Below are 24,542 nucleotides of genomic sequence, written 5' to 3' on the forward strand. Positions count from 1 at the left end.
CAACTGCCCCGAGGCGCCCGCCATGACGGCCCGCGTCAGGACACCGTAATCCCGACGCACACGCTCGTCCGCCGCCATGTCGGTGTTGCGTACGAGCGCCCCGATCCGTAGACCGCCCTCCTCCGTCGCCTCGATCCGGTCGAGCCCCAGGCCGTTGACGTCGATGAGATGCTGCGGTGTCTCGATCTCGAGCTTCATGAGATCGAGGAGGTTCGTGCCACCGGCGATGAACTTTGCGCCGGGCTTGGCGGCGGCCGACGCCGCGGCTTCCTGGGGGCTCGCGGCACGTTCGAAGGTGAAGGACTTCATGCGGGCCTCCCGGCGACCTCGGTCATGGCTTCGGCGATGTTGGAATAGGCCCCGCACCGGCAGATGTTGCCGCTCATACGCTCGCGCAGTTCCACGTTGGTAGGTTCGGGGGCGGCGGCGAGGTCGTCGGTGACATGGCTGGGAATTCCGGCCTTGACCTCCTCCAGGACAGCAACCGCAGACACGATCTGGCCGGGCGTGCAGTAGCCGCACTGGTAGCCGTCGTGCTTCACGAAGGCGTCCTGCATGGGATGGAGCGCGTCGGGCGTGCCCAAGCCCTCGATCGTCGTGACCTCGTCGCCCTCGTGGAGGACCGCCAGCGTCAGGCAGGCGTTGATGCGTCGTCCATTGACCATGACGGTGCAGGCACCGCACTGGCCGTGGTCGCAGCCCTTCTTCGTTCCCGTGAACTTCAAGTGCTCGCGCAAAGCGTCGAGAAGGGTCGTGCGCAGATCGAGATCCATCTCCTGGCGCGTCCCGTTGACGGTGAACGTAACCTGGGAACGGACGGCGGACGCGGCGTCCCTTGTGTCCTGTGCCATCGCGGTCCCCGGCAATGTGGTGGCGGCGACGCAGGCGGACGCGCTGACCATCAGCTCGCGCCGGTTGAGTTCGAGGTTGGTCGTCTTCATCATTCTCTCCGTCGCCGGAGCCCTTGGCTGCCACGCATACCGTCCGACGTAGGAGCGTTGCGCTACGATCGGCAATTTCACCGATCGATCTGCCAGAGGCGATTACAGTTTATAATTGGTCCAAGGAGGCGTCGGAATTACCCCTCCTGATCCGCATGATCTCATGAACACAGCCCATGAATGGGACGCGACGGAACGGCCTGACCAGCCGTCCAGTCCCGCCGGACGGATGATTCCGGGGTGTCAGGAGGTTGCCTTCTGCGCCCCTCGCGAGCCCGCGGTCCTCCAGGTAAGGACCGCCAGACCGGACGATCCGCAGAGGAGAAGCGCACTGAGGAGGAAGGTGCTCCGATAGCCACTCGCGTCGAACAGAAGGCCCCCTACGGTCGCACCGAGCGTGATGGCGAGCTGGATGATGGCGACCATCAGTCCGCCACCGGCATCGGCGTCGTCCGGTACGGTCCGTGTGAGCCACGTTCCCCAGACCACGGGAACCGGAACACTGACGAGGCCCCAGAGACCGAGCAGGGTCGCGGTCGAGACGGTCGAGCCGCCTAAGAAGACGAGCGCGACGGCGATCACGGCCATCAGGACCGGAATGGTGATCAGGAGCGTGAACAGCCGGGACCTGAGGATCGCCCCGACGACCGAGGTCCCGGCAAGCCCTGCCACACCGATGGCAAGGAGGATGAGCGACATGGTCGAGACGTCTACGCTCGTCACGGTCTCGAGGAAGGGACGCAGGTATGTGAAGAGCGCGAACTGCCCCGTGAAGAACAGGAAGATCGCGGCCATCCCGTAGACGACCTGCGAATGGCGGAAGAGACGGAACACGTTGCCCGTCGGCATCTCGCCGTTCCTTGGTGGCATCCGCGGCATCGCCAGGAACTGCCATGCCATGGCGGCAGCAGCGAGCGGCACCACGACGCTGAACGTGCCACGCCACCCGATAAGGCTCCCGACGAAGCTACCCAGAGGGGCGGCCACGGTCGCCGCCAGGGCGTTCCCGCCGTTCATGAGCGCGAGGGCCTTGGGGACGGCGTCCTTCGGCACGAGGCGCATGATGGTCGCGGTGGACATGGACCAGAAGCCGCCAATCGCGACGCCGAGCAGCGCACGACCGCCCATCATGACGACATAGTTCGGGGCGAGCGCGACGATAGCCCCCGAGACGATCAGCAGCGATGTGAAGAAGAGGGTTACCAGGCGCCGGTCGTGGCGGGCGACGAACGAGGAACTGGCTAGGCTGGTGAGGACGGCGAACACTCCCGAGATCGAGATGGCCTGACCAGCCTGACCTTCGCTGATCTGCAGCGTGTCGGCGATCGGCGTCAGCAGGCTCACGGGCATGAATTCGGAGGCGATGAGAACGATGACGCCAAGCGTCATCGAAAGGACCGCGCCCCACGCGGCCGTACCGCGGGACGCGGAAACGTCGCCGGGGATGGCGATGGACATGACTGGACCTTTCGGTATCGTTGGTCGCAGACTTCGAAGGTCGCGACGCGAGGGAGACGAGCTTTCCCTGGTCGGTCGGCTCGGCTGGACTTCAGGTAGGCCCTCGCCCGTCCATCGTTTATTCCCTGGGATCGGCATGTCGTCATGAACACTTCTCATCAATCGCTGCGAGAAGGCGTAGGGAGGCCGCCGCCCTGCCCTATTGGTCGGATGCCGAATCCATCCGCGTAGGGGAATGGAGGTGCGTCGCTCCTGGACGCACCCCCGCTGGGCTGCCGTGGTCAGAAGCTGTCCGAGCCCGGTACGATCGCCCCGATGCCGGCGGAACCCGCGGAAGGATTTGCGCCAGGCGTGCCGTGGATCACGCTCATGATGGCGTCGCGCTCGGCAGCGTCGTCGACAGAACGGGAACCGGGAACGAGGGCACCGCTCGATGCGGTGGCGTTCGGAAAGCCGTAGGTCGACCGATCGACGACCGTGCCGCGGCCGCCCCTTGATGCGGTGCCCTCGATCACGGACATGACGGCAGCGCCGTCGCGAGCCCGCTCGTAGGTGTCGGAGCCGGGGACGACGGCCTGGGCGGTGGACATCGTGCCGAGCGAAGCGGCTGCGAGAAGGGCGGAGGCAATGATGCGGGTCTTGGTCATGGTCTTGTCCTCGGTAGGGCCTCGTACGGCCGTTGGATCGGGGAAGTCCGGAGGCAGTGGCGTCCCGGATACGACCGACACCGTCGATCGCTTCCCTGTGTTTGACGAGGGTCAGACTAGCCGCGGGCTGTCGCAGGGCTGTGCCGCAGTCGTCTTGATTTGTCCAAAAAGTGTATCGGATCGGGCAGTCGATCGAAAGCAACTGCCCGACTTGCGACAAGTTGATACAGTTTTCCGCAGGCATCCAGGCGCGGATTGCTCTATGTGTGTACGCTAATTGCCGCCTCGAGGCCGTCGGATGGACAGCGCACCCCACATCATCATCGTCGACGACCACCAGGATATCCGCGATCTCGTCGGATCCTATCTGGAACAGCAGGGATATCGGGTGAGCGTGGCGGAAGGCGGCATGGCGCTTCGGCGCCTCCTGGAGCGATCCGTGCCCGATCTGATCGTACTCGACATCATGATGCCTGGTGACGACGGTCTGACGATGTGCCGCGAGATCCGCACCATGGGAGAGACACCCATCATCTTCCTGACGGCACGGGCCGAGGAGACCGACCGGGTCATCGGTCTCGAACTCGGTGCCGACGACTACCTGACCAAGCCCTTCTCGTCGCGGGAACTCCTTGCTCGCATCAAGGCCGTCCTTCGTCGCGTGAGGCCGACGGGCGCCCCGCGCGCCGTCCGGCGTCCATCCACCCTGCGCTTCGATCGTTGGACGCTCGACGTCAGCCGCCGCGAGTTGCAGGACGAGGACGGCGTCGGCGTCCCCTTGAGCACCGCCGAGTTCCGGCTCCTGAAGGTCTTCGTCGAGCATCCCGGTGCCGTCCTGACCCGCGACCAGCTCCTCGACCTCACCGTCGGGCGCGAGGCCGAGCCCTTCGACCGCGCCATCGACAACCAGGTCAGCCGCCTGCGCAAGAAGGTCGAGAGCGACCCGAAGAACCCGACCATCATCCTGACCCACTGGGGCGGCGGCTACAGCTTCGTGCCGGAGGTGACCGCGCCATGACCATCGCATCGAACCACGCCACGGGATGGAAGCGCGCCCTGGGCCGGACGGCTCCCGATACCATGCGGTGGAGCCTGGCCTGCTGGTGGCGAAGGAGCTTGGCGATCCAGCTCCTGGCGTCGATGCTGATCGCTCTCTTCGGCAGCCTCACCTTCGGCCTCTACATCTGCTGGGACGAGTACAAAGGCGCCATCCAGAGTGCGGCACGCACGGAACTGCACAGCCGCTCGGCGGCGGTGGCGCGGCTGATGGAGGTCGCGACCCCCGACCTCAGGGACGAACTCGCTCGCGTCAACAGCACGCAGTACACGCGCTTCTGGGTCTCGCCGGGCGGCACGCCGGATCTCGGCGGCTGGGTCGATGCCGCGTTCGTCCAGTTCCAGGTCCCGCTCCGCGACCTACTTGGCGACAGGGCCGAGGACGCCCCGGTCGGCAGCCCGGCGGCCGGACTGGTCTTTGAGGCGGATGCGACGAACGACCTGTTCCGTCGGGGAACTCGTTGGGATGGTCCCGTTGCCCAAGGCGCATCCGATAGACCGCTTCTGGCACGATACCTCGACTACGCCGACGGAGACGGGGCCGGCGTCATCATTCCTCTGACCGACGGTCAGACGCTCAACGTCGCCTTCTACAAGCACATCGTCCCTTCGATCTGGGCGACACCGCTTCCGTTGACGCTTGCCTTCACGGCAGGGCTGGTCGCGCTCGTTGGCGCCGTCACGGCCCGGCGCATCGCCCGTCCCCTGAGACAACTTACGATCGCGGCGGAAGCGTTAGGCCGCGGCGAGGCCGTGGAGCCCCTGTGCGAGTGCGGACCGGACGACATCCGCCGGACGTCGGAAGCCTTCAACCGGATGCAGGAACGGCTCCACCGCTTCGTTGACGATCGCACGCGGATGCTCGCCGCGATCAGTCACGACCTACGCACGCCACTCACCACCCTCCGCCTGCGGGCGGAACTCGTCGGGGACCTGAACCTCCAGGGCCGCATGTTGTCGACGATCGACGAGATGCAGTCGATGACCGATGCCACGTTGGCTCTCATCCGCCAGGAGACGACTGCGGAGGCGACGCGCACGGTGGATCTCTGCGCGCTCGTCGAGAGCACCTGCGAGGATCTCGCCGAGCTTGGCCACGACGTGACGTTCGAGACCAGCGAGCGTCTTCCCTACCGTTGCAGGCCGGATGGTCTGCGACGTGTCGTGCGCAACCTCGTCGAGAACGCCGCTCGATACGCTGGCAATGCGAACGTGCGCGTCGTCACCACGCGTTCGACCATCGAGATCGTCGTGGAGGACGACGGTCCCGGCATTCCGGCAGACAAGCTGGACGAGGTCTTCGCCCCATTCTACCGGCTCGAGGGATCCCGGTCCCGCGAGACAGGCGGGGCCGGCCTCGGCCTGTCGATCGCTCGAGCCATCGCACGGCAGCATGGTGGCGACATCGTTCTACGCGGTCGGTCGCCCGGACTGAGCGCGGTGGTCAGGCTCCCCGCCTGACGCCGAATTACCCTCCTCGACGGCAGGCCACCACAGCCCTGTCGAGATCACCGGAACGCGGAAAGGACGGCGAAGCCAGCCTCCGATCCTCAACGCCGCCGCGTGTCGGCACCCCGTCGAAGGCCTGAATGTTCCATCTCAACTTCTCGGTCCCGTGCCTCTACGTGCTGGCACGCTTCCTGTTGCCGCTTCCTTGGTCCCGCCGTTCCAAGGTCGCCGCAGGCGTGCTGCTGCTCTTCGGGTCGCAGTTCCACCTCTGGAACCGGCTGTCTTCGGGATCGGTCTTCGCGCCGGAATTTCCGCAGGCCATCGTCGTCGCCTTCAACTGGGCGTTCGGCGCGATCCTGTTCCTCGCAATCCTCCAGATCGTGTTCGACGTTGTGGGAATCGCCACCCTGCCTTTCCGTCGGCCCGCGCCGATCGTGTCGACGAGGTTTCGGTACGGGGCAGCCGTGACCGCGATGCTACTCGCCGCCATCGCCGTCCATCAGGCGACACGCCTTCCGGAGTCGAAGGACATCGAGGTCGCGATCCCGAACCTGCCGCCGGCGTTCGACGGGTACAGGCTCGTCCAGCTCACCGACCTCCATCTCAGCCGCCTCTTCCAGGCAGACTGGGCACGCGCCGTCGTGGAGCGCGCCAACGCGCAGGACGCGGACGTGATCGTCGTCACGGGAGACCTGATCGACGGTTCGGTCGAGGCGCGCCGTGAGGACGTGGCGCCGCTCGCCGACCTACGTGCCCAGGACGGCGTGTGGATGATCCCCGGCAATCACGAATACTACTTCGGCTACGACGAATGGATGAGTCGTTTCGAGGAGCTGGGCCTCCAAGTCCTGACGAACCGCCACACGGTGCTGCGCAAGGACGGTGTGGCGATCGTCCTGGCTGGTCTCGCGGACCTCCGGGCGCCGGCGAACGGTCAGGACGGGCCGGACATCGACGCGGCGCTGGCAGGCGCTCCGGCGGGAGCCTCCGTGATCCTCCTCGAGCACCAGCCGCGCAACGCTCCCGAGCGGGCGACACGTGCCGATCTGCAGCTATCCGGACACACGCATGGTGGCATGATCGTTGGGCTCGATCGCCTCTTCGCCCGAGCCAACAATGGGTTCGTATCGGGGATCTACGCCGTGGACGACATGACCCTGTACCTGAGCAACGGCACCGGGCTCTGGCCTGGCTTCGCCCTCCGCCTTGGAAAGCCACCCGAGATCACCCGTATCACGCTGCGCCGTTCCTGAGAGCGGTAGCGGACGGCCTGTCGTAGTTCGCACGGTGGTTCGCCCAGGCCCGTGGTCGTGCATCGGCCCGCGGGTCGACTGCCTCGTCCGTTGCGGGCCGACCGGGCGACGCCGGCATTCCGCGACGGATCGCGCCACTTCGATACACCGGAGGTGCGCGTCGTGCCGCGACTTTCGGACCGAAGCCCCGAGATGAAGTGCTGATCTGCGCCTGGACCATCGGATCGGATGATCAAATCACCAGTCGACAGTTAGCCGACCGTTCACCAACGGCGCCATTACACAGCGTCAGCTCATGAACGACCGTTGATTTATCAGTCTAACGCAACAATTATGATATCACGCCGAACGATAGATCCGGCGTACTGGAAACAGATCGTCATCGGGCGGTCACCACGACGTTTGCGGCGTCGCGGCGACCTGACCACGGAATCGCTTTAGGGAGCGAATACATGGATACGCTGGAATACACGCAGTTCGACAACTCGCACAACCATCAAATCGGACATGCTCCGAGCATGGTTAAGCATTCGTTCAGGACGAACCTCACGCGAGGACAGATCGATCTTCTCGAGATGCTTCCCGAACGGGACGACGTGATCTTGCTCGACGATGCGGTGGCCATCGTCTCGCGAACCGGGCGGCAGGCCTACGGGCAGATCGTCACCCTCATCAACCGCGGCGCGATCGCCGTCGAGTTCCTTCGCCATCCTACGGTCGACCCGGAGATCATCCTGCGTCGCCTCTGACGTCATGCGCATCGCGTCATCGACGGATTCGCCCTCCTCTCGTCAGTCGCAGGCCTGAAGCAGGCCGAAGGAACATCATCATGTATCATCCGACACCGGACGCCCCGTGTTCCGGCGACCGCCTTCGCACGCCCGATCGTGCGTCGTGTGAAATCGTCTCGATGCCCCCCTCGCTTATCGTGGGGGCAGCCATCCGAGCCGCCAGGCGCGGAGCCGCCCCGTCGATCCTCTCGTCTCTGGCCCGCGACCTCGAGGCGCTCGCCGAGGACGGCGACTGCGTCGCCCCCTTCGTCTTGACCTGGCTTCGCGTCCAGTCCTGTGGTTCGGCCGAGAACACTGTCACGCACGGGGAGACGGCCCATGGGTGAAACGAACTTCTCGCAGGGCCTGACGATGCCCGATCAGTTGCCCGACTCCGACGTCTTCGATGCCATCGAGGACGCCCGCTGCGAGGCGGTCCGATACCTCAGCCCAGGTCTCTATGCGATGCACCGCGAGCTTCTCGCGGCATTCCCGAAGGAGGCCGTCGAGAAGATCTGCGGCGGGACCCTGCCGCTCGTGATCGGCCTCCGGTCGGCGTTCCACGGTATCGACCTGATGACGGCGGCAAGGGCGACGATCGAGTTCATCGCAGCCGACCTTGCACCGAGGCAACCGCCGGTGATCGACATCATCGTCGAGGACAACGACGTCGCGACCGAGCGACAGCTCGTCAGGACGGGGCTTCTGGCCCGGCGATTGATCGTGTTGATCCGCGCGGATCCGCCTGTATCGGCCCACGATGCGCTTCTCGATGCTTGTGTCGACGTTCCGCCCGTCGGGGTCGCCGCCATTCGGGATACGCTGGAGCGCGAGTACGGCGAGGACACGGTACCGGACCTCGTCGGGTTGCCGTCCTCGATCGATTGCGACGTTCTCGATCTGGCGTGCACGAAGGCGGGAACGGTCGACGATGCGCTGAGGATCATCCAGTCGCTCGCGGCGACTTTGTCACGCAAGGCGATCGACCGCACCCCGCCCGTTCCCCTTCTGCAGGACATGCTCGGCTATGGCGAGGCGATGACGTGGGCGACTGACCTTCTGTCGGACATGGCCGCCTACCGCTCCGGCGAGATCGCCTGGGGCGACGTCTCTTCGCGGGCACTTCTGGTGGGACCACCCGGAACGGGCAAGACGTCGCTTGCCGCGTCCATTGCGAGGACCGGTGGCCTTGCCTTCTTCCCGACGTCGTATGCCTCCTGGCAGAGGTCGGGTGACGGCCATCTCGGCGATCTGCTGAAGGAGATGGTGGAGGTGTTCCGTCAGGCGGCGACGGCTGCGCCATCGCTTGTGTTCATCGACGAGATCGATTCGGTTCCCTCCAGATCCGCCTCCCGACGCTCGAGCGGATGGTGGCGCTCGGTCGTCAACGCTCTTCTGGAACGCCTCGACGGGGCGGAACGGCAGGCCGGCGTCGTGGTGATCGGAGCCTGCAACGACGACAGCAATCTCGACCCGGCCCTGATCCGGGCTGGACGCCTTGATCGCCGCCTTTTCATCGACCTTCCCGACGGGCGGACATTCGCAGGTATCCTGGCGTCGCATCTCGGCAGCACCGTTTCGCCGGACTCACTGACAGGCATCGCGTCGCAGATCGCCGGGTCGCTGTCGGGAGCCGATGCGGCGCGCATCGCCAGGGATGCCAGGAGGATCGCACGTAGGGCGGGACGAGCCGTGTGCCTCGCCGATGTGGAAGCCATCGCGCTCCCGGCGGAGACGAGATCCGCAGACGAGGTCTGGAGGATCGCCGTGCATGAGGCGGGCCATGCCGTCGTGGCACTGGCAAGCGGTGTCGTGCCGTCTCGAGCCACTCTTCTCGTCGGTGTCCGGTCGAGAGGAAGCGTCGTGATCGACGAGACGCACCGAAGCGAGACGTTGGCCGGGGATCTGGATACCGACGCGAGGATCGCGCTCGGCGGACGGGCGGCCGAAACGGTTCTTCTGGGTTCACCATCCACCGGGTCCGGCGGATCCGGGACGTCGGATCTGGCTCTAGCCACGGGTACCGTACGAGCCGGCCTGTCGCTGTTCGGGTTCGGCGACACTCTGGTACACGGGGCCGCCGTCGATCCCGCGGTCCTCGCCGCACGCCTCGGAGATCTGTTCGACGAAGCCGTCGACATAGTCTCCCGGCATCGGACCGCGGTCGAAACACTGGCGCGACTGCTCGTCCATCGACGCACGCTGACCGGCATCGATCTGAGCCAGTTCGCTCAAGAGAACGGGCTCGACTAGGCAACTCCGTGATTCGACGGATCCGTTGCTCGGCGCGGAGGCGCCTCCGCCTGCCGTGCGGCCTCGGTCCGCGACACAGCCACCGCTCCGCTCCTCACCATTCCCCGAATATGATGCTTCCCGTGAGGTCCACGATGTCCATCGACCCCTCAACGCCCGTTCCTCGGTTCACCCACGGTATGGGCAAGGGCCCCCGCCGCGACGAGGACGAGGCGAGCGCCATTCGCCTCGGCGAGACTGGGCTCTACCGCGTCCTGCGGAGGCTGCCGCCGCCTGTCTTCATCCACCCGCGGGTCGACGACTACAGCCCGGTCGTCCTGATCAGTTCGTCTCCCGTCGTCCCGCGAGGACGGGCCGGAACCGGCGTCGGCTCAGTTCTCCTCGCCACCTACGATCATCTGGGCGTGCACGCACCATTCGGACGCCTCAGGACGGACCCGTCGATTGGGTCGACCGTGGTCGACGGCCACGACCTGACCTTGGCGTCCGTCCTGGAGAGCGTCCGACTGACGCTCTCCCACGATGCTTCCGACGGGCTGGCCTCCCTGCGCGCGGAGCATCCTGGCCTGCAGTCGGTTCCGCGTGTCGCCGTGGGTCACACCGTTCCATGGTCCACCTACGGGATCGACGGCACGGGGCTGGATTCGATCCTGGCGCATCACGGCCGATTCACCGACACTTCGGATCCGGACGACGCCTGCATTGCGCTGCACGCCGTCCTGACCGAGGATTTCTGGGACGGGCATATGCGCGGGCCGTTTTCGCATGTGCTTGCGGCCGTTTCGTCACAGCGCGTCCGGGTCGAGATGACGGGTGCGACGTTCAGGATCCGGGATGCGCTCAAGGCCAGGGGCTGGAGGTTCAGCGACGGGACCGGGTCGATTCCGAAGGGCTGGCATCTGACAGCCGCACGACCGGACGCGCAACGCGAGGTCCAGTGGGTCGAGCAGATGCTGGACGACGACGTGCGCGTGTCGATCCGGGAGACATAGTACTGACACACCCGCTCAATCAGTCTACTGATTCTGTGTACGAATATTATCGCCGTGCGATGGCAGTTTCGACGTTGCGGTAGACCGCAATTCCACCGTCGCCAATCCGCCGCAAAGCGAATCGGTCAGCGCAACAAATCGAGTTTTGGGATATCTTTCAGGTACTTAGGTGCTCTGAAAAGTTATGGTAGCTGCGGTACCGGGGGGAGTCCACCGGCTTGCGGAAAGAAAAATCCGTGCCCTTTTCCGAGTCGTCGACGCATCGGATGGCGTCTGAACCGGAGGATACGATGCACTGATTACCAAAATGAAAAACGCCACTCCGTTAGCCGCGGAGTGGCGCTGATTTCAAACCGGACGGGCCAAGCCACGAAGCAACCCCGATCCGACTCACTTCACTGACAGACGAGCCGTCGCTCGCCTGAGCCCGTTGTCGCCGATCGCGTGTTTGCGGTCAAGCGTCGGCGGCCGGGGATCCGCGACGCTCGCAGGAGCAACGCGCCATGACGAGCCCCCGACGCCTCCGGCCGGATCGTGAGATCCGCACGTGAGCGAGAAGACCATCATCCAGCACCTGCACGAGCGCCGCCTCGGTATCAGCTCGTACGACCGGCCCATGCCGGAAACGCCGATCTACCTGGCGCCGGACATGAACATGCCCGGACGGTTCGTCGGCTCCGACGGAACGCCGCTCGACCGCTTCCTGCCCGGAGAGCACGACCGCACGGCGGTCGTCTGGTTCCCCTGCGACAAGACCACTGCCTCGCGTATCCCGGAGCGGCGTACCAAGCGTTCGTTCCGCATCCGCATGAACGATGTCGCCTCGAACCGCGAGATGGTGACGGAGAGCACCCTGGAATTCGACTTTCTGCGCATCATGCGGGCCGAGAGTCGTGACGCCGTGATTCATGACCAGCCGCCGGCCAGACGTTTCATCGGGCCGGATGGCGCGAAGGGCTGGCACACGTTCGACTTCCTGATCGAAGAGCCGAGCGGGTCGCGCCTCGCGTATGCGGTCCGACCGATGGCGAAGATCGACCAGAAGCTTCGGACGGCGCTTCGGTGCGTCGAGGAGCAGAGCCTGGCCGCCTTCGCCGACGCGATCATCCTCGTGACGGAGACCTTCGTCACGGCAGCTAGAACGTTCAACGCGAACGAAATCCTCGATGCCCGTGAGAACCGCAACGAGGCGGACGTCCGACGGGCGAGGTCGATCGTCGACCGCATCCGCGGCGGCGTGATGCTCGACGACCTCGTGCAGGCGATCGGCATCGGTCCGCGCGGACGAACCGCCCTTCTCTGCCTCGTCGACGACGGCGTCCTGGACTTCGTGCGCCGCGAGCGCCTGACGGCCGCGACGCTCCTGCGCCCGGCAAACCCCGCCCTCAAGCCCAACTGATCCAGAAGGAGCCCAGCATGAACGCCCTGACGAAAATCGAGGAAGACGTTCCCATCTACGAAGTCGCCCCACGGAGCCGCTGGGTGACGGGCGGTGTCGAGTACATCTACGAAGAGCGTCTGCCCGGTGGTCACAAGGTCGCCCGCGTGGACGACATGAAGGTCAACGAGACCTTCACGCACGTCCACCTTCACCACCTGATCCAGGCGAGCGAAATCGTCATCGACGAAGGCTTCTTCTCGTCCGTGAAGGCGAACCTGCGCCTCATGACCGGCAAGAAGACCTTCTCGGATCTGACGCAGGCACAGGCCGTGAAGGTCATTTACAAAAAGGCGTGGTGCGACCGCTATCTGCGTCTCGAGGCGAGCGACAGGAGCGTCAAGAGATCCGACGCGAAGCTCGAGATCGCCATCAAGCGTATCTCGGAGGAGTTCAGGACCGAACGTAAAACGGCCGACGAGCGCCGTCGGGCCGAGAACGGCCTCAAGAAGAAGCGCGGTGGATCGAAGCAGGAAAGCGCGCCGACCGATCCTAGCGTGTGCCAGATTCGTAGGTGGGTCGCCCGGTACCAGAAGGGCGGTTACCACGAGGATGCACTGATCGACCTCTACAATGGTCCCGGTCCGAAGCGCACGGTTCTCTGCGCGGAGGGATACGAACTGCATTCACGGTTCGCCGCAGGGTACGCCAGTTCGACTCGACCCTCGATGCGGCAGCAGTTCGATCTGCTCGAGATCGCCCTGAACGATGCCGATGCCAAGCGCGCCGAGACGGGCAAGCCCCCTCTCCGCCGTCTGAAGCGCAAGGCGTTCGAGGCGATGATCAACGCTCTCGACCCGTTCTTCGTGACGCTGGGCCGCGAAGGTCCTGACGCCGCCCTACGCCTTCATGGCATCGTCAATCAGGGTCTCGACGTCGAGAAGCCGTTCGAGCGCCTGGAGATGGACGAGTGGAACGTTTCCTTGATGCGCATCCTCATCGATGCCGGCGTCTGGGGCTTGCTCGAGGACTGGCAGCGCGAAGCCGTCGAACGTGCCCGTGTCTGGCTTTCGGTCGCGATCGACGCTCGCACGCGCATGATCGTGGCGATGCGCTTCCTGCCCGCCGCACCGTGCGTCGAGAGCGCCCTGTCGACGATCGAACTGGCGATGACCGACAAGTCCCGGATCGCAGTCCATGTCGGCGCCAGACGCACCTACCTTCATGCCAAGCCACGCTCCATCGTGATGGACAACGGCGTGAACTATGTGGCCGACGACGTCATACTTGCTCTGGTCCGCCTCAACATCAATCCGGTCCACCCGCCGGCGGGCCTGAAGGAAATGCGCGGAAGGGTCGAGCGCATCTTCGGCACCCTCAAGACGAAGATCGCGTCCTATTTCAGCGGGCAGACGTTCTCCAACGTGGTCGAGAAGGGCGCCTATGACGCCCAGGCCAATGCGATCGTAAACGTTGACGAGCTGAACCGCCTCTTCGTCGTCGGGGTGCTCGATCTCTACCACAACCATCCGCATGAGGGTCTGCAAGGCGAGACGCCGTATGACTGCATGCGCCGACTCAGCGGAGTGTACGGTCTCCCGCTGCCGCCCAACCGCGACGTCCTGCGCCACGTGATGGGTGTCTCCTGCCAACGCCGCATCGGGGCCGAGGGGATCCGCTTCCTCGGCATCCGCTACCAGTCGTCCGAACTCCAGCGCCTGCGTCGCCGGATGGGCCAGAGGCCCGTCGAGATCAGGATCGATCGTTTCGACCTGTCCAGCATCTCGGTCAGGCACGACACCGGTGGCTGGATCGTCTGCGATGCGCGCTTCGTCGGCCTTGAGAACGTCAGCATCTGGCAGTGGACGGAAGCCGTCCGCGACCTCCAGCACCGCAACGCCTCCGTGGCGGCGTTGTCCCGTCACCACGTTCTGTCCGCGGTGCGCACGTTGAGCGAAGCGGCGGCGGCAGCCGTCGAGCGGGCCGAGATCGCCAATCCCGTCCTCACCGCGACGGTGTTCGAACAGTTCGAACGGGCCCTCTTCAAGGGGTTCGAGTTCGTCGACGACGGCGCGTACGGAGACGATCTGCAGCTCCCCGCCGATCTGGCGAGGCAGGTCGCCACGACGGACCTCGCCACTTCCGACACGCCAGAGCACGGTGAGGGCGACGAGCAGGACGACACGTTCGGCGATGCGACGGACTGGGGTTCGGACTGATGACGGAGAACACCGACGAGGACGTCTTCCCTGGCGACATCCAGATCGTAGACGCCGACATCGCGGCCCGCATGGACGAAAGGTCCATGCGGGTCGCCACCCGTATGGCCAATATCCGGGCTCGACATCTGTCGACGAAGCGCGACCGGGACATCAAGACCGAGCTGACCCTTCTCGTGGCCAATGCCACGGTCCGCACCAAGGGAGATACGGCAGGAGGCTGCCTTGCACTGATCGGTGGCACGGGGGCTGGCAAGTCATGCAGCATCGCGAAGGCGATAGCCGCCTGTCCCGAGTTTCTGCCACGTGTAACTGGAATGACCGAAACGGCCCCGATCCTTACCATCCTGGCGCCCCGTCCCTCCGATCTTCTTCAGATCGCGTACGAGGGGCTCGAGAAACTGGGATACCCGCTCGAACGGGATCTGAAGCCACCGGCTGCCTGGAAGCTACTGCGCAGGCAACTGCGCGCCCGTCAGGTGCGCTTCCTGCATATCGACGAGGCCCAGCACATGCTGAACGTCGGTGATCCGGATTCGATGAAGGAACTGTCCGACGCCTTGAAGATGCTTCTGGAGGATCGTGACTGGCCGGTGAGTCTGATCCTGACGGGGATGCCGGAACTGGCGGATTTCCTTTCCATCTACCGACAGATCCAACGTCGGAGCAGGAAGATCATCCTGCATGAACTGCGCTACCCCCAGGACGAGGAACTGATGTCCTGGATCGTCAGTACGATCGTCACTAAACACGCCAAGCTGAAGATCAACTTCGAATGGGGTGGCAACTTCCTGGCGCGGCTCCATCACGCGGCCAATCGACAGTTCGGAACTTTGACCCAGATCGTCCGGGCGTCCATCGAACGCGCGCTCGTGGAGAACCCCGAGGCCGTCACGGTCACCAAGGCGCACTTCATTCAGGCGTATGCGCTCTTCTCCGGATGCGCGCCGGAGCAGAACATCATATCGGCCCGCGACTGGGAGGCGATCGAGCCGCTCAACGCCCTCCTTCGCGAGGAAGAGGAGGCCTACACCCGTCTTCTTCAGACGCTCGCCGACAGGGAGAAGGAGCTACGTGCCCGCCGCAGACGCCGCAGGAAGAAGGACGAGAACTGATGTTGAAGATCGTCGTACCGCTCAACGTCGGTGAAACCCCCGCCAGCCTGTGCTCACGCCTCGCGCAGGCGAACGGTCGCGAGCGCATGCTTGATTTCGCCCTCGACGTCGGTCTGGATCTGGCCGGCGTCGTGGCAGGTCAGCCGGAACCGCTGGACCGTCTGGCGGACCTGTGCGGTTGCTGCCCGGATATGCTGCGCGAATGGGCCCCCATGACGGTCGATGGTGCCGCATACCTTCGGGGGGAGCAACTCGGGCGCCGGAAGCTTCGCCGGAACAGGGTATTCGCCTGCACCGCCTGCCTGCTTTGCGATCTCGAGAACGACGACATCGATCGTGAGGTACGCCCATGGGGCCGTGCGCTCTGGCAGGTTCGCTCGCTCCGTACCTGCCGCATACATCATCAGGAACTCAGGCAGGTCGCCCATACGACGGAAACGGGGTTCCATCATGACGTCGCCGCTCTCGTCGGTCCTGCGATTGCCGACCTCCCTGCCCTCCACGAGGCTTCGGAGCGACGCAGGCCTTCAAGGCTGGAAGATTACGTTCACGCGCGTCTGACCGCAGGTTCGGGAAGGAACGGATTTCTCGATGGATTGCCCCTCTATGCTGTGACGCGGACATGCGAGACCCTCGGCGCCGTTATCGAATACGGTCCGGAGAAAAGTGCCGAGGATCTCACGGAGCACGATCTCTGGATGGCTGGAGAGAGGGGCTTCAAGGCGATGTCGAAGGGGGAACCGGGCATCCGGTCCGCCCTTGATCGCCTTCAGTGCGCATTCCAGATCACCAGCGGAGACTGGGGGATCGCCAAGTTCTACGGCCGCTTCCACGACTGGCTGGCCCGAGATGAAGACCACGTCTACGACCCGATCCGGGACATCGTCTTTCGCCACACCGTCGACACGTTGCCGGTCGGGCCGGGCGAGGTCGTTCTGAACCGGGAAGTGACCGAACGTCGGATGCACTCGATGCACTCGGCGTCGCGTGAATACGGCCTGCACCCGAAGCGTCTGCGCAAGATTCTGATCGCGGAAGGGATCCTGTCGCCGGAAGACGCGGGTAGGCACTACGAGCGCATTCTCATACCTGTCGACCGCGTGGCAAAGCGCGCAGCCGAGTTGTCGGACGCGATGTCCCTGACCAGAGCACAATCGTATCTGAATTCCGGTGAGGTGCAGACGCGGCTGCTCTTCGAAGCAGGCATCATCCGACCCATCGTGCTTGGGGGAACGCTTGCGCACAGCTCCCACGGCTTCCTCAAGGACGACCTTGATGCGTTTCTCTCGAAGCTGAGATCGTCCTGCCGTCCGGGCGTCCGAGGCGTTACCATCCCGCAGGCAGCGCGACGTGCCAAGTGCGCGAGCATGTTCATCGTTGCCCTGCTTCTCGAAGGGCGTCTTAAGAAGGTGGGGCTCGACGATAAGGAGCACGGCTACCTGGCGGTTCTGGTCGATGTTGCCGAAGTGATTTCCTTCCTCGAACGGGAAAATCCTGTCGGCCTCTCTCTGCAGATGGTCGAGAAGCGGATGCGGTGGTCGTTCGCGGTCGTGACGGGTTTGATCGATGGAGGCCACCTTCCATTTGCGGAGGTCCGCAATCCGGTGACTGGCCAGCGTCAACGGATCGTCCGAGAAACCGACCTGAAGGCTTTCGACAACACTTTCGTCAGCCTCCATTCGGCGGCATCCGAAAGAGGGACCCACTTCCGTAAGCTAAAGGCTGATTTGGCCGCGCGTGGCGTGATGCCGGATCCGGCGTTTGTCGGGGTTCCGGCAACATTCTTCAGGCGGTCGGGAATCGAGGAAGCGCTCCCCCGGAGTTAGGGCCGGCCAATCCAAACAGGTTTTGTCTGAACATGAACCCCGCCTTCGAGCGGGGTTTTCTGTTGCTTGTCGACCGCAGCCTCGTCGAACTGAGGCACACCTATGCTGCCACGACATCCGACCAGGATGCCGAAAACAACCTCGGCGCCTAAAATAACAATGCCTTACGTGATAAACTGAGGCAAACCAAACTGCCCGTCATAGACACGGCCAATAAGTCCAACTCAGGGGCAATATCATATACCTGCGCAGGAGGCGGCGGACTGAGTGAAAGCGGCACGATGGTTTGCCTCAGCGAACTCTGAAACATCCGCCGTGGCACGGTAGGTGTGCCGCAGTTTCCGGTGGCCCCGAAAGTGGCCTCCGGACCGGAGTCCGGCGGAGCTGACCACCTCTCATGCATCACGGCCAGAAGGGCCCGGGCGGGCTTCGATCCGCCCGGGCCCTTCTGATTCAGCGCCGGCCCCGCCAGGGCGCAGCGAAATCCACTCGATGGAATGCAGGCGAATGGCAGTCCTCGGTCTCAACTCCAGTAAGGCAAACTGCATTTTTGCTTCATGGACGGCACGAAGGCTGATCCGACCTACCTCGCGCACGGGTGCCATCGCTTCGACGTCGACCAACCGCAGCCGGAGTTGGCCAACTACTTCAAGCAGACGTTCAACGAACTGATCGAGGCGCATGAGCCTCCCACACCGTCGCGGATCCATCGCCGACATGGACGACGATGGCCTCCCTCACGCCAGCCAGAACCGCGCCCAGCGTTGCGGCGCAGTCCCGCGGCCGCGCTCCGATCCGGGCGCAGTGGGCGTTGCTCCGCTCCCGCGTGCCGTCGAGTCAATCGAGCACGACCTCGTCGTCCGCGTCGCGTAGCGATTTTCCCTCGCGCAGGTACTGCCCGACAGCCCGGAGGAAACCGCCGCAGATCGGCCGGGAGCCTGCCGTCGCGTGGGAGGCGCTGTCCGCACCGCCCGAAACGACGGCCGCCAGGATACCCCTGTCCGCGACGTCGAGATCCGTGCAGGCGGTGAGGTCCTCGCAGCCCTCGCCCGACTTCAGGTGGAACGCTCCGACGGAGTGGGCGCCGGCCCCTCACGGTTCCCGGCATTCCCGCACGGCGTCGGTGGTCGAGTGACCGCTTGTTCCGCCTCCCGTCCCGCAGCCGACGTTGGACCGGCCCTGTCAGGCCCGCGCAGCGGTTGCCCACTGCGGCGACCGCTTCTCCAGGAACGCTGCAATGCCGGCACGAGCCTCGTCGCTCTCCCAGGCGTCTGCCAGCGCCGCGATGGATGCCTCCACCGACGCCTCGTCGACAGGCGACGCGAGTTGGAGGGCGAGCCGCTTCGCCCGGGCGACCGCACCTGGGGCAGCGGCGAGATACGGAGCGACCTCCTCTTCCACTGCGGAGCCCAGACAACCGGGCTCGACGCATCTGGCAATGAGTCCCAGCCGCTCCGCCTCTACCGCGTCGAAGACCCTAGCCGACATGAACACGCGTCGCGCACGACCCTCACCGAGCCTGGCGAGGACGTACGGCCCGATCGTCGCCGGGATCAGCCCGAGCCTCGTTTCGGTGAAACCGAAGTGCGTCCCCGTCTCGGCGATGGCCACGTCGCACACTGCGGCAAGCCCGGCGCCGCCACCGAGCGCCGCCCCGCGGATCGCGCCGACCAGCGGGGCCCGGAGGCTGTTGAGGGCCCCGAGCATGGCTGCCAGCTTGCGGGCCTCGGACATCCGCGTCGCCCGGTCGGCCTCCACCTGACGCTTCATCCACGACAGGTCGCCCCCGGCACAGAAGGTCTCGCCGGCACCTTCGAGGACGACGGCGCGCACCGTCCCGTCGGTGTCGATGCGCGCCGCGAAATCCATCAACTCGGAGATCATCGCGGCGGAGAGCGCGTTGCGCTTCTCCGAACGGTTGAGGGTCACCGTGACGACATCGCGCGCGTCACGCCGGACCAGGATGGTTTCGTACTGCATCAGCGAGTGCTCCCGAGCGTTCCGACGAAGGCAACCGCCTCAGACCGACGCTCCGTGTCTATGGCCGTTTCCAGACCGAGTTGAGGGATGCGTTCGCAGTCGGCCTCCGTCGCAACGTTGCCTTTCGCGCCGGACGCGTAGGGGCACTCCCCTAGCCCTTCCACCGAACTGTCGAAGGTGCGCACGCCCTACTCCAGCGCGACCTCGATGTTCGAGAGCGCGCTGCCCGCCGTGTCGTGGAAATGTCCCGCGAGCCTTGCGGCGTGGATGCTCCCCGCCAGGCACCGGAGCAGCTCATGGACGGCCGTTGGGCTCCCCGACCGAGCGTATCACCGAGACTGACCTCGTAGCACCCCGAGATCGACCGCCTCTCGTTCTGGAGGCCGTCCCGCGGCCGCATCTCGAAGACCGTCACCGCGTCAGCCATCGACCGTCGGCTCCAGCGTTGCCAACACATCGCCGTCCCCGACTCGCAACCCGACGTCGACGAGGACCTCGGCCACGACCCCGTCGCGCGGCGCACGCAGGGTATGCTCCATCTTCATCGCCTCGAGGACGACCATCGGATCACCCGCCGCGACGGTATCGCCGGCCGCGACCAGAAGGCCCGTCACGACGCCGGGCATCGGGGCCGCGATGGCATCGCCGCCGCTGGACGGGTCGCCGACCGCGTCGAGCGCGTCCAGGAGGTGATAGGTGGACGACGCCCCGCCCCCGAACAACATCGCCTTTCCGTGTCGGGCGACGGCGACGAGTGAGGTGTTGCGTCCGTCGCGTCCGACGGTGACCACAACCCCGTCGCGGCGTACGGACACGGCGGCGCCGTCCGACACCACGGTCCCGTCAGCCGTCAATTCGAAGGACACCGTGGTGTTCTGCCCCTCGTGCACGAGGGGAGCCCTCACCTCCGCGACGCCCCAGGACCTGAAGCCGCGGAGGCAGCTCCACGGTTCGTCCCCTTCCGCCGGGTCCAGAAGCCCGGTGAGCGCGAGCGCGGCGACCAGGGGTGCGTCCTCGGGTGCGTCGGGCTCCGCTGAAAGGCGCTCGACGTCGCGGGCGATCAGGCCGGTATCGACGCGCCCCGCCGCAAAGTCCGGCTGGCGCGCCAGCCGGGCAAGGAAGCCGATGTTGGTGACCGTGCCTCCCACCCGAACGCAGTCGAGCGTGTCGGCCAAGGCCCGGAGCGCGCTCGGCCGATCCTCGCCATGGACGATCACCTTGGCGATCATCGGGTCGTACCACGGGGTGATCGTGTCCCCCTCGACGACGCCGCTGTCGATGCGCACCTGCCCGGGCGCGAAAGATGTCGCCTCGGGGAAGGACAGGTGCTCCAGGCGTCCCGTCGCGGGCAGGAACCCCTTGGCGACGTCCTCGGCATAGAGCCGTGCCTCGAAGGCATGGCCACGGATCGCCAGGTCCTCCTGTCGGAACGGCAGTGGCTCCCCTGCCGCGACGCGCAGTTGCAGCTCCACGAAGTCGAGGCCGGTGATCGCCTCGGAGACGGGGTGCTCCACTTGGAGGCGGGTGTTCATCTCCATGAACCAGAACCCGTCCGGCCGGAGCCCGGCCGAGCCGTCCGCGATGAATTCGACCGTCCCGGCTCCGCGATAGCCGATCGCGCGCGCCGCCTCGACCGCCGCGCGGCCCATCGCCTGGCGCACCTCCGGCGTCATGCCTGGCGCGGGCGCCTCCTCGATTACCTTCTGATGGCGGCGCTGGAGCGAGCAATCGCGCTCGAAGAGGTGGACGACGTTGCCGTGCGCGTCGGCGAAGACCTGCATCTCCACGTGGCGTGGGGCGGTGACGTAGCGCTCGATAAGGACAGCCGGATCGCCGAAGCTCGCCTGCCCTTCGCGCCGGGCGCCCTCGAGCGCGTGCGCGAAGTCCCCCGGCCGCTCGACGAGGCGCATTCCCTTGCCCCCGCCACCGGCCCTCGCCTTGATCAGAACCGGGTAACCCACCCGGTCGGCCTCGGCTGCCAGCAGCGCCGGATCCTGCTCCGACCCGTGATAACCCGGCACGACGGGGACGCCCGCTTCCTCCATCAGCCGCTTGGCGGCGTCCTTGAGGCCCATCGCGCGGATGGCGGAGGCCGGCGGACCGACGAACACGAGACCGGCGGCCTCGACGGCCTCGACGAAGTCCGGGTTCTCGGACAGGAACCCGTAGCCGGGATGGATGGCCTGCGCGCCCGTGCGCCGCGCGGCCTCGAGGATAGCGTCTCCCCGGAGGTAGCTTTCGGCGACAGCGGCCGGCCCGATCAGGACGGCCTCGTCGGCGGTGCGCACGTGCAGCGCATCGCGGTCGGCCTCCGAATAGACGGCGACGGTGCGGATGCCCAGCCGGCGGGCAGTCGCCATCACGCGGACGGCGATCTCGCCCCGGTTGGCGATGAGGAGCTTCTCGAACATCGGAGTGTTCCTCACATCCGAAAGACGCCGAAACGCGTCGGCTCGATCGGTGCGTTCAGGGCGGCGGACAGCGACAGCGCGAGCACGTCGCGGCTCTTGCGTGGGTCGATGATGCCGTCGTCCCAAAGGCGGGCCGAGGCGTAGAGCGGTTTCGACTGCCGCTCGAACGTCTCGATCGTCGGACGTTTGAACTCGGCCTCTTCGTCGGCGGACCAAGCCCCGCCGTCCTTCTCGACCGCGGCGCGGCGCACGGTTGCCAGCACGCCCGCCGCCTGCTCACCGCCCATGACGGAGATGCGGCTGTTCGGCCAGGTCCAAAGGAATTGGGGCGAGTAGGCCCGTCCGCACATGCCGTAGTTGCCGGCGCCGAAGGAGCCGCCGACCAGCATCGTCACCTTCGGCACGGCCGTGGTCGCGACCGCGGTGACGAGCTTGGCGCCATCCTTGGCGATGCCCCCGGCCTCGTACTTGCGGCCCACCATGAAGCCAGTGATGTTCTGGAGGAACACGAGCGGGATGCCCCGTTGCGAGCAGAGTTCGACAAAGTGCGCTCCCTTCAGGGCGCTCTCGGAGAACAGGACGCCGTTGTTGGCGACGATCCCGACGGGGATCCCGAACACGTGGGCGAAGCCGCAGACGAGGGTCTCGCCGAAGCGCGCCTTGAACTCGTCGAAGCGCGAGCCGTCGACGAGGCGGGCGATCACTTCACGGATGTCGTAGGGCGTGCGCAGGTCAGCGGGCACGACGCCGAGGATCTCCTCCGGGTCGTAGAGCGGGTCCTCCGGCGTGCGCAACTCGACGGCAGGCCGCTTCTCCCGGTTGAGGTTCGCGACCGCGCGCCGAGCGAGCGCCAGGGCGTGCACGTCGTCCTCGGCGAGATAGTCGGCAACGCCCGAGAGGCGCGTGTGGACGTCTCCGCCGCCCAGGTCCTCGGCCGACACGACCTCGCCCGTCGCCGCCTTCACGAGCGGCGGCCCGGCCAGGAAGATAGTCCCCTGCTCGCGGACGATGATGGTGACGTCCGACATGGCGGGCACGTAGGCACCACCGGCTGTGCAGGATCCCATCACGACGGCGATCTGGGGAAGGCCCGCCGCCGACATGCGGGCCTGGTTGTAGAAAATGCGCCCGAAGTGATCGCGGTCCGGGAAGACCTCGTCCTGGTTGGGCAGATTGGCACCGCCCGAATCCACGAGGTAGACGCAAGGGAGATGGTTCTCCGCCGCGATCTCCTGGGCCCGCAGGTGCTTCTTGACCGTAAGGGGATAGTAGGTGCCGCCCTTCACGGTCGCGTCGTTGGCAAGCACCATGACCTCGCGCCCAGACACGCGCCCGATCCCTGCGATCACGCCGGCCGCCGGGACGGCGTCGCCGTACATCCCGTACGCGGCGAAGGCGCCGATCTCGAGAAACGGGGAGCCGGGGTCGAGCAGGCGCTGCACCCTCTCCCGGGGGAGCAGCTTGCCGCGCGCCGTGTGGCGGGCGCGGGCGGCGTCGCCTCCGCCGAGCTCCGTGCGGGCGGCTGTCCGCTCGATCTCGGCGATGGACGCGAGGTGCGCCTGGCGGTTGGCGGTGAACTGGGCGGAGCCCGCGACGACCTTGGAACGGATCGCGCCCATCAGCCTTGCGCTCCGACGAGCTCGCGCCCGATCAGCATGCGGCGGATCTCGCTGGTGCCGGCCCCGATCTCCATCAGCTTGGCGTCGCGGAAGAGGCGGGAGACCGGCGTCTCGTTCATGAAGCCCGCCCCGCCCATCGCCTGCACGGCTTGGTGTGCGACCGCCATCGCCTCCTCCGACGCATAGAGCACGCAGGCCGCCGCGTCCTGGCGCGTGACGCGGCCGCGGTCGCAGGCGCGGGCCACCTCGTACGTGTAGGCGCGCGCGGTGTTCAGCTTTGTGTAGAGGTCGGCGATCTTGGCCTGCATGATCTGGAACGAACCGATGGCCTGGCCGAACTGCTTGCGTTCGACCATGTACGGCATGATCTCGTCCATGCAGGCCGCCATGATGCCGAGCCCGATGCCGGACAGGACGACCCGTTCGTAGTCCAGCCCCGACATCAGGACGCGCACGCCCCGCCCCTCCTCGCCGAGCACATTCTCGAAAGGCACCTCGACGTCCGCGAAGACGAGTTCGGCCGTGTTGGAGCCGCGCATGCCGAGCTTGTCGAAGTGCTTCGACGTGGAGAACCCCTTCATGCCGCGCTCGACCAGGAACGCCGTGATGCCTTTCGATCCCGCGTCGGGATCGGTCTTGGCGTAAACGACGAGCGTCTCCGCCTCCGGCCCATTGGTGATCCAGAACTTCGTCCCATTCAGCAGGAAGCGGTCGTTGCGCTTCTCGGCGCGCAGGCGCATCGAGACGACGTCCGAGCCCGCACCCGCCTCCGACATGGCGAGGGCGCCGACGTGCTCGCCCGACACGAGCGGCGGAAGGTACCGTGCCTTCTGCTCGCGCGATCCGTTCAGCTTGATCTGGTTGACGCAGAGGTTCGAGTGGGCGCCGTAGGACAGCGCGACCGAAGCGCTCGCCCGCGCCACTTCCTCGACCGCGACGACATGGGCGAGGTATCCCATCGCGGCCCCGCCGAACTCCTCGTCGACCGTGATCCCGAGAAGGCCGAGGTCGCCCATCTCGCGCCAGAGCTCAGCCGGGAACTCGTTGGCGTGGTCGATCGCCGCCGCCATCGGCTTCACGCGCTCCTGCGCCCAGGCGTGGACGGTGTCACGCAGCGCATTGACCTCGTCGCCGAGATCGAACGTCATCGAATTGGTGAACATGATGCTGTCTCT

At 65.9% G+C, this 24,542-nt stretch carries 20 protein-coding genes and 1 pseudogene; 11 read left to right on the top strand and 10 right to left on the bottom strand.

Annotated elements, in window-relative coordinates; translation table 11 throughout:
* From AUL34_RS13705 to AUL34_RS13720, 4 genes are all read right to left on the bottom strand, one after another.
* Window positions 1-366 (bottom strand): FAD binding domain-containing protein (locus tag AUL34_RS13705; RefSeq protein WP_244492569.1); only part of this gene is annotated, 366 nt, incomplete at its 3' end.
* Entirely contained in the window at window positions 306-944 is a 639-nt protein-coding gene (paoA, locus tag AUL34_RS13710) for an aldehyde dehydrogenase iron-sulfur subunit PaoA (RefSeq protein ID WP_082653371.1), read from the bottom strand. The genes paoA and AUL34_RS13705, both read right to left, overlap by 61 nt.
* A 240-nt stretch (window positions 945-1,184) precedes the next feature.
* On the bottom strand, window positions 1,185-2,399 hold the full coding sequence (locus tag AUL34_RS13715) for an MFS transporter (protein ID WP_061934733.1): 1,215 nt from the start codon (window positions 2,397-2,399) through the stop codon (window positions 1,185-1,187).
* Window positions 2,400-2,680: 281 nt separating this feature from the next.
* The gene (locus AUL34_RS13720; protein ID WP_061934735.1) at window positions 2,681-3,046 is read right to left on the bottom strand and encodes a hypothetical protein; all 366 of its coding nucleotides are present in this window, start codon (window positions 3,044-3,046) and stop codon (window positions 2,681-2,683) included.
* Window positions 3,047-3,344: 298 nt separating this feature from the next.
* Between AUL34_RS13720 and AUL34_RS13725 the strand changes: the two genes are divergently transcribed.
* The 11 genes from AUL34_RS13725 to AUL34_RS21925 all read left to right on the top strand — a co-directional run bounded on the left by AUL34_RS13725 (window position 3,345) and on the right by AUL34_RS21925 (window position 17,357).
* Window positions 3,345-4,064 (top strand): response regulator, encoded by a 720-nt coding sequence (locus AUL34_RS13725; RefSeq protein ID WP_061934737.1) that lies wholly within the window; start codon window positions 3,345-3,347, stop codon window positions 4,062-4,064.
* Window positions 4,061-5,563 (top strand): ATP-binding protein, encoded by a 1,503-nt coding sequence (locus AUL34_RS13730; protein ID WP_244492570.1) that lies wholly within the window; start codon window positions 4,061-4,063, stop codon window positions 5,561-5,563. The genes AUL34_RS13725 and AUL34_RS13730 overlap by 4 nt, the downstream gene beginning before the upstream one ends.
* Window positions 5,564-5,691: 128 nt before the next feature.
* The gene (locus AUL34_RS13735) at window positions 5,692-6,804 is read left to right on the top strand and encodes a metallophosphoesterase (RefSeq protein ID WP_061934739.1); all 1,113 of its coding nucleotides are present in this window, start codon (window positions 5,692-5,694) and stop codon (window positions 6,802-6,804) included.
* 452 nt (window positions 6,805-7,256) lie between these two features.
* Window positions 7,257-7,553, top strand: coding sequence for a hypothetical protein (locus tag AUL34_RS13740; protein WP_061934741.1), 297 nt, complete (start codon window positions 7,257-7,259; stop codon window positions 7,551-7,553).
* A 161-nt stretch (window positions 7,554-7,714) separates the two neighbouring features.
* Entirely contained in the window at window positions 7,715-7,921 is a 207-nt protein-coding gene (locus AUL34_RS13745) for a hypothetical protein (protein WP_061934743.1), read from the top strand.
* Window positions 7,914-9,827, top strand: coding sequence for an AAA family ATPase (locus AUL34_RS13750; RefSeq protein WP_061934744.1), 1,914 nt, complete (start codon window positions 7,914-7,916; stop codon window positions 9,825-9,827). The genes AUL34_RS13745 and AUL34_RS13750 overlap by 8 nt, the downstream gene beginning before the upstream one ends.
* 134 nt (window positions 9,828-9,961) lie before the next feature.
* Window positions 9,962-10,819, top strand: coding sequence for a hypothetical protein (locus AUL34_RS13755; RefSeq protein WP_156420926.1), 858 nt, complete (start codon window positions 9,962-9,964; stop codon window positions 10,817-10,819).
* Window positions 10,820-11,366: 547 nt separating this feature from the next.
* Window positions 11,367-12,218 (top strand): hypothetical protein, encoded by an 852-nt coding sequence (locus tag AUL34_RS13760; RefSeq protein ID WP_061934749.1) that lies wholly within the window; start codon window positions 11,367-11,369, stop codon window positions 12,216-12,218.
* 17 nt (window positions 12,219-12,235) lie between these two features.
* Entirely contained in the window at window positions 12,236-14,416 is a 2,181-nt protein-coding gene (locus AUL34_RS13765; RefSeq protein ID WP_061934750.1) for a Mu transposase C-terminal domain-containing protein, read from the top strand.
* Between the two features lie 86 nt (window positions 14,417-14,502).
* Window positions 14,503-15,531 carry an ATP-binding protein gene (locus AUL34_RS13770; protein WP_210168812.1) on the top strand — a complete coding sequence of 343 codons (1,029 nt, stop codon included), beginning with the start codon at window positions 14,503-14,505 and terminating at the stop codon, window positions 15,529-15,531.
* Window positions 15,531-17,357, top strand: a complete 1,827-nt coding sequence (locus AUL34_RS21925) for a TniQ family protein (protein ID WP_192845754.1) — start codon at window positions 15,531-15,533, stop codon at window positions 17,355-17,357. Before AUL34_RS13770 ends, AUL34_RS21925 begins: the two co-directional genes overlap by 1 nt.
* 395 nt (window positions 17,358-17,752) lie before the next feature.
* On the opposite strand, the gene AUL34_RS22325 is transcribed toward AUL34_RS21925, so the two are convergent.
* The 6 genes and pseudogenes from AUL34_RS22325 to AUL34_RS13800 form a co-directional block, all read right to left on the bottom strand.
* Complete coding sequence (locus AUL34_RS22325; protein ID WP_156420928.1) at window positions 17,753-18,040, bottom strand: hypothetical protein; 288 nt, start codon at window positions 18,038-18,040, stop codon at window positions 17,753-17,755.
* Window positions 18,018-18,419, bottom strand: a pseudogene (locus AUL34_RS23100) (protein phosphatase 2C domain-containing protein); the annotation flags it as partial. The pseudogene AUL34_RS23100 and the gene AUL34_RS22325, both read right to left, overlap by 23 nt.
* A 120-nt stretch (window positions 18,420-18,539) precedes the next feature.
* Window positions 18,540-19,337, bottom strand: coding sequence for a crotonase/enoyl-CoA hydratase family protein (locus tag AUL34_RS13785; protein ID WP_061934758.1), 798 nt, complete (start codon window positions 19,335-19,337; stop codon window positions 18,540-18,542).
* 419 nt (window positions 19,338-19,756) lie between these two features.
* Window positions 19,757-21,748 carry an acetyl/propionyl/methylcrotonyl-CoA carboxylase subunit alpha gene (locus tag AUL34_RS13790; protein ID WP_061934760.1) on the bottom strand — a complete coding sequence of 664 codons (1,992 nt, stop codon included), beginning with the start codon at window positions 21,746-21,748 and terminating at the stop codon, window positions 19,757-19,759.
* 11 nt (window positions 21,749-21,759) lie between these two features.
* Window positions 21,760-23,367: a carboxyl transferase domain-containing protein gene (locus AUL34_RS13795; RefSeq protein ID WP_061934762.1), complete on the bottom strand. Its 1,608-nt coding sequence runs from the start codon at window positions 23,365-23,367 to the stop codon at window positions 21,760-21,762.
* Window positions 23,367-24,530, bottom strand: coding sequence for an isovaleryl-CoA dehydrogenase (locus AUL34_RS13800; protein WP_061934764.1), 1,164 nt, complete (start codon window positions 24,528-24,530; stop codon window positions 23,367-23,369). The genes AUL34_RS13795 and AUL34_RS13800 overlap by 1 nt, the downstream gene beginning before the upstream one ends.
* Between the last annotated feature and the right edge of the window lie 12 nt (window positions 24,531-24,542).

This window comes from Aureimonas sp. AU22 (genome assembly GCF_001463745.1).
Lineage (GTDB): Bacteria > Pseudomonadota > Alphaproteobacteria > Rhizobiales > Rhizobiaceae > Aureimonas.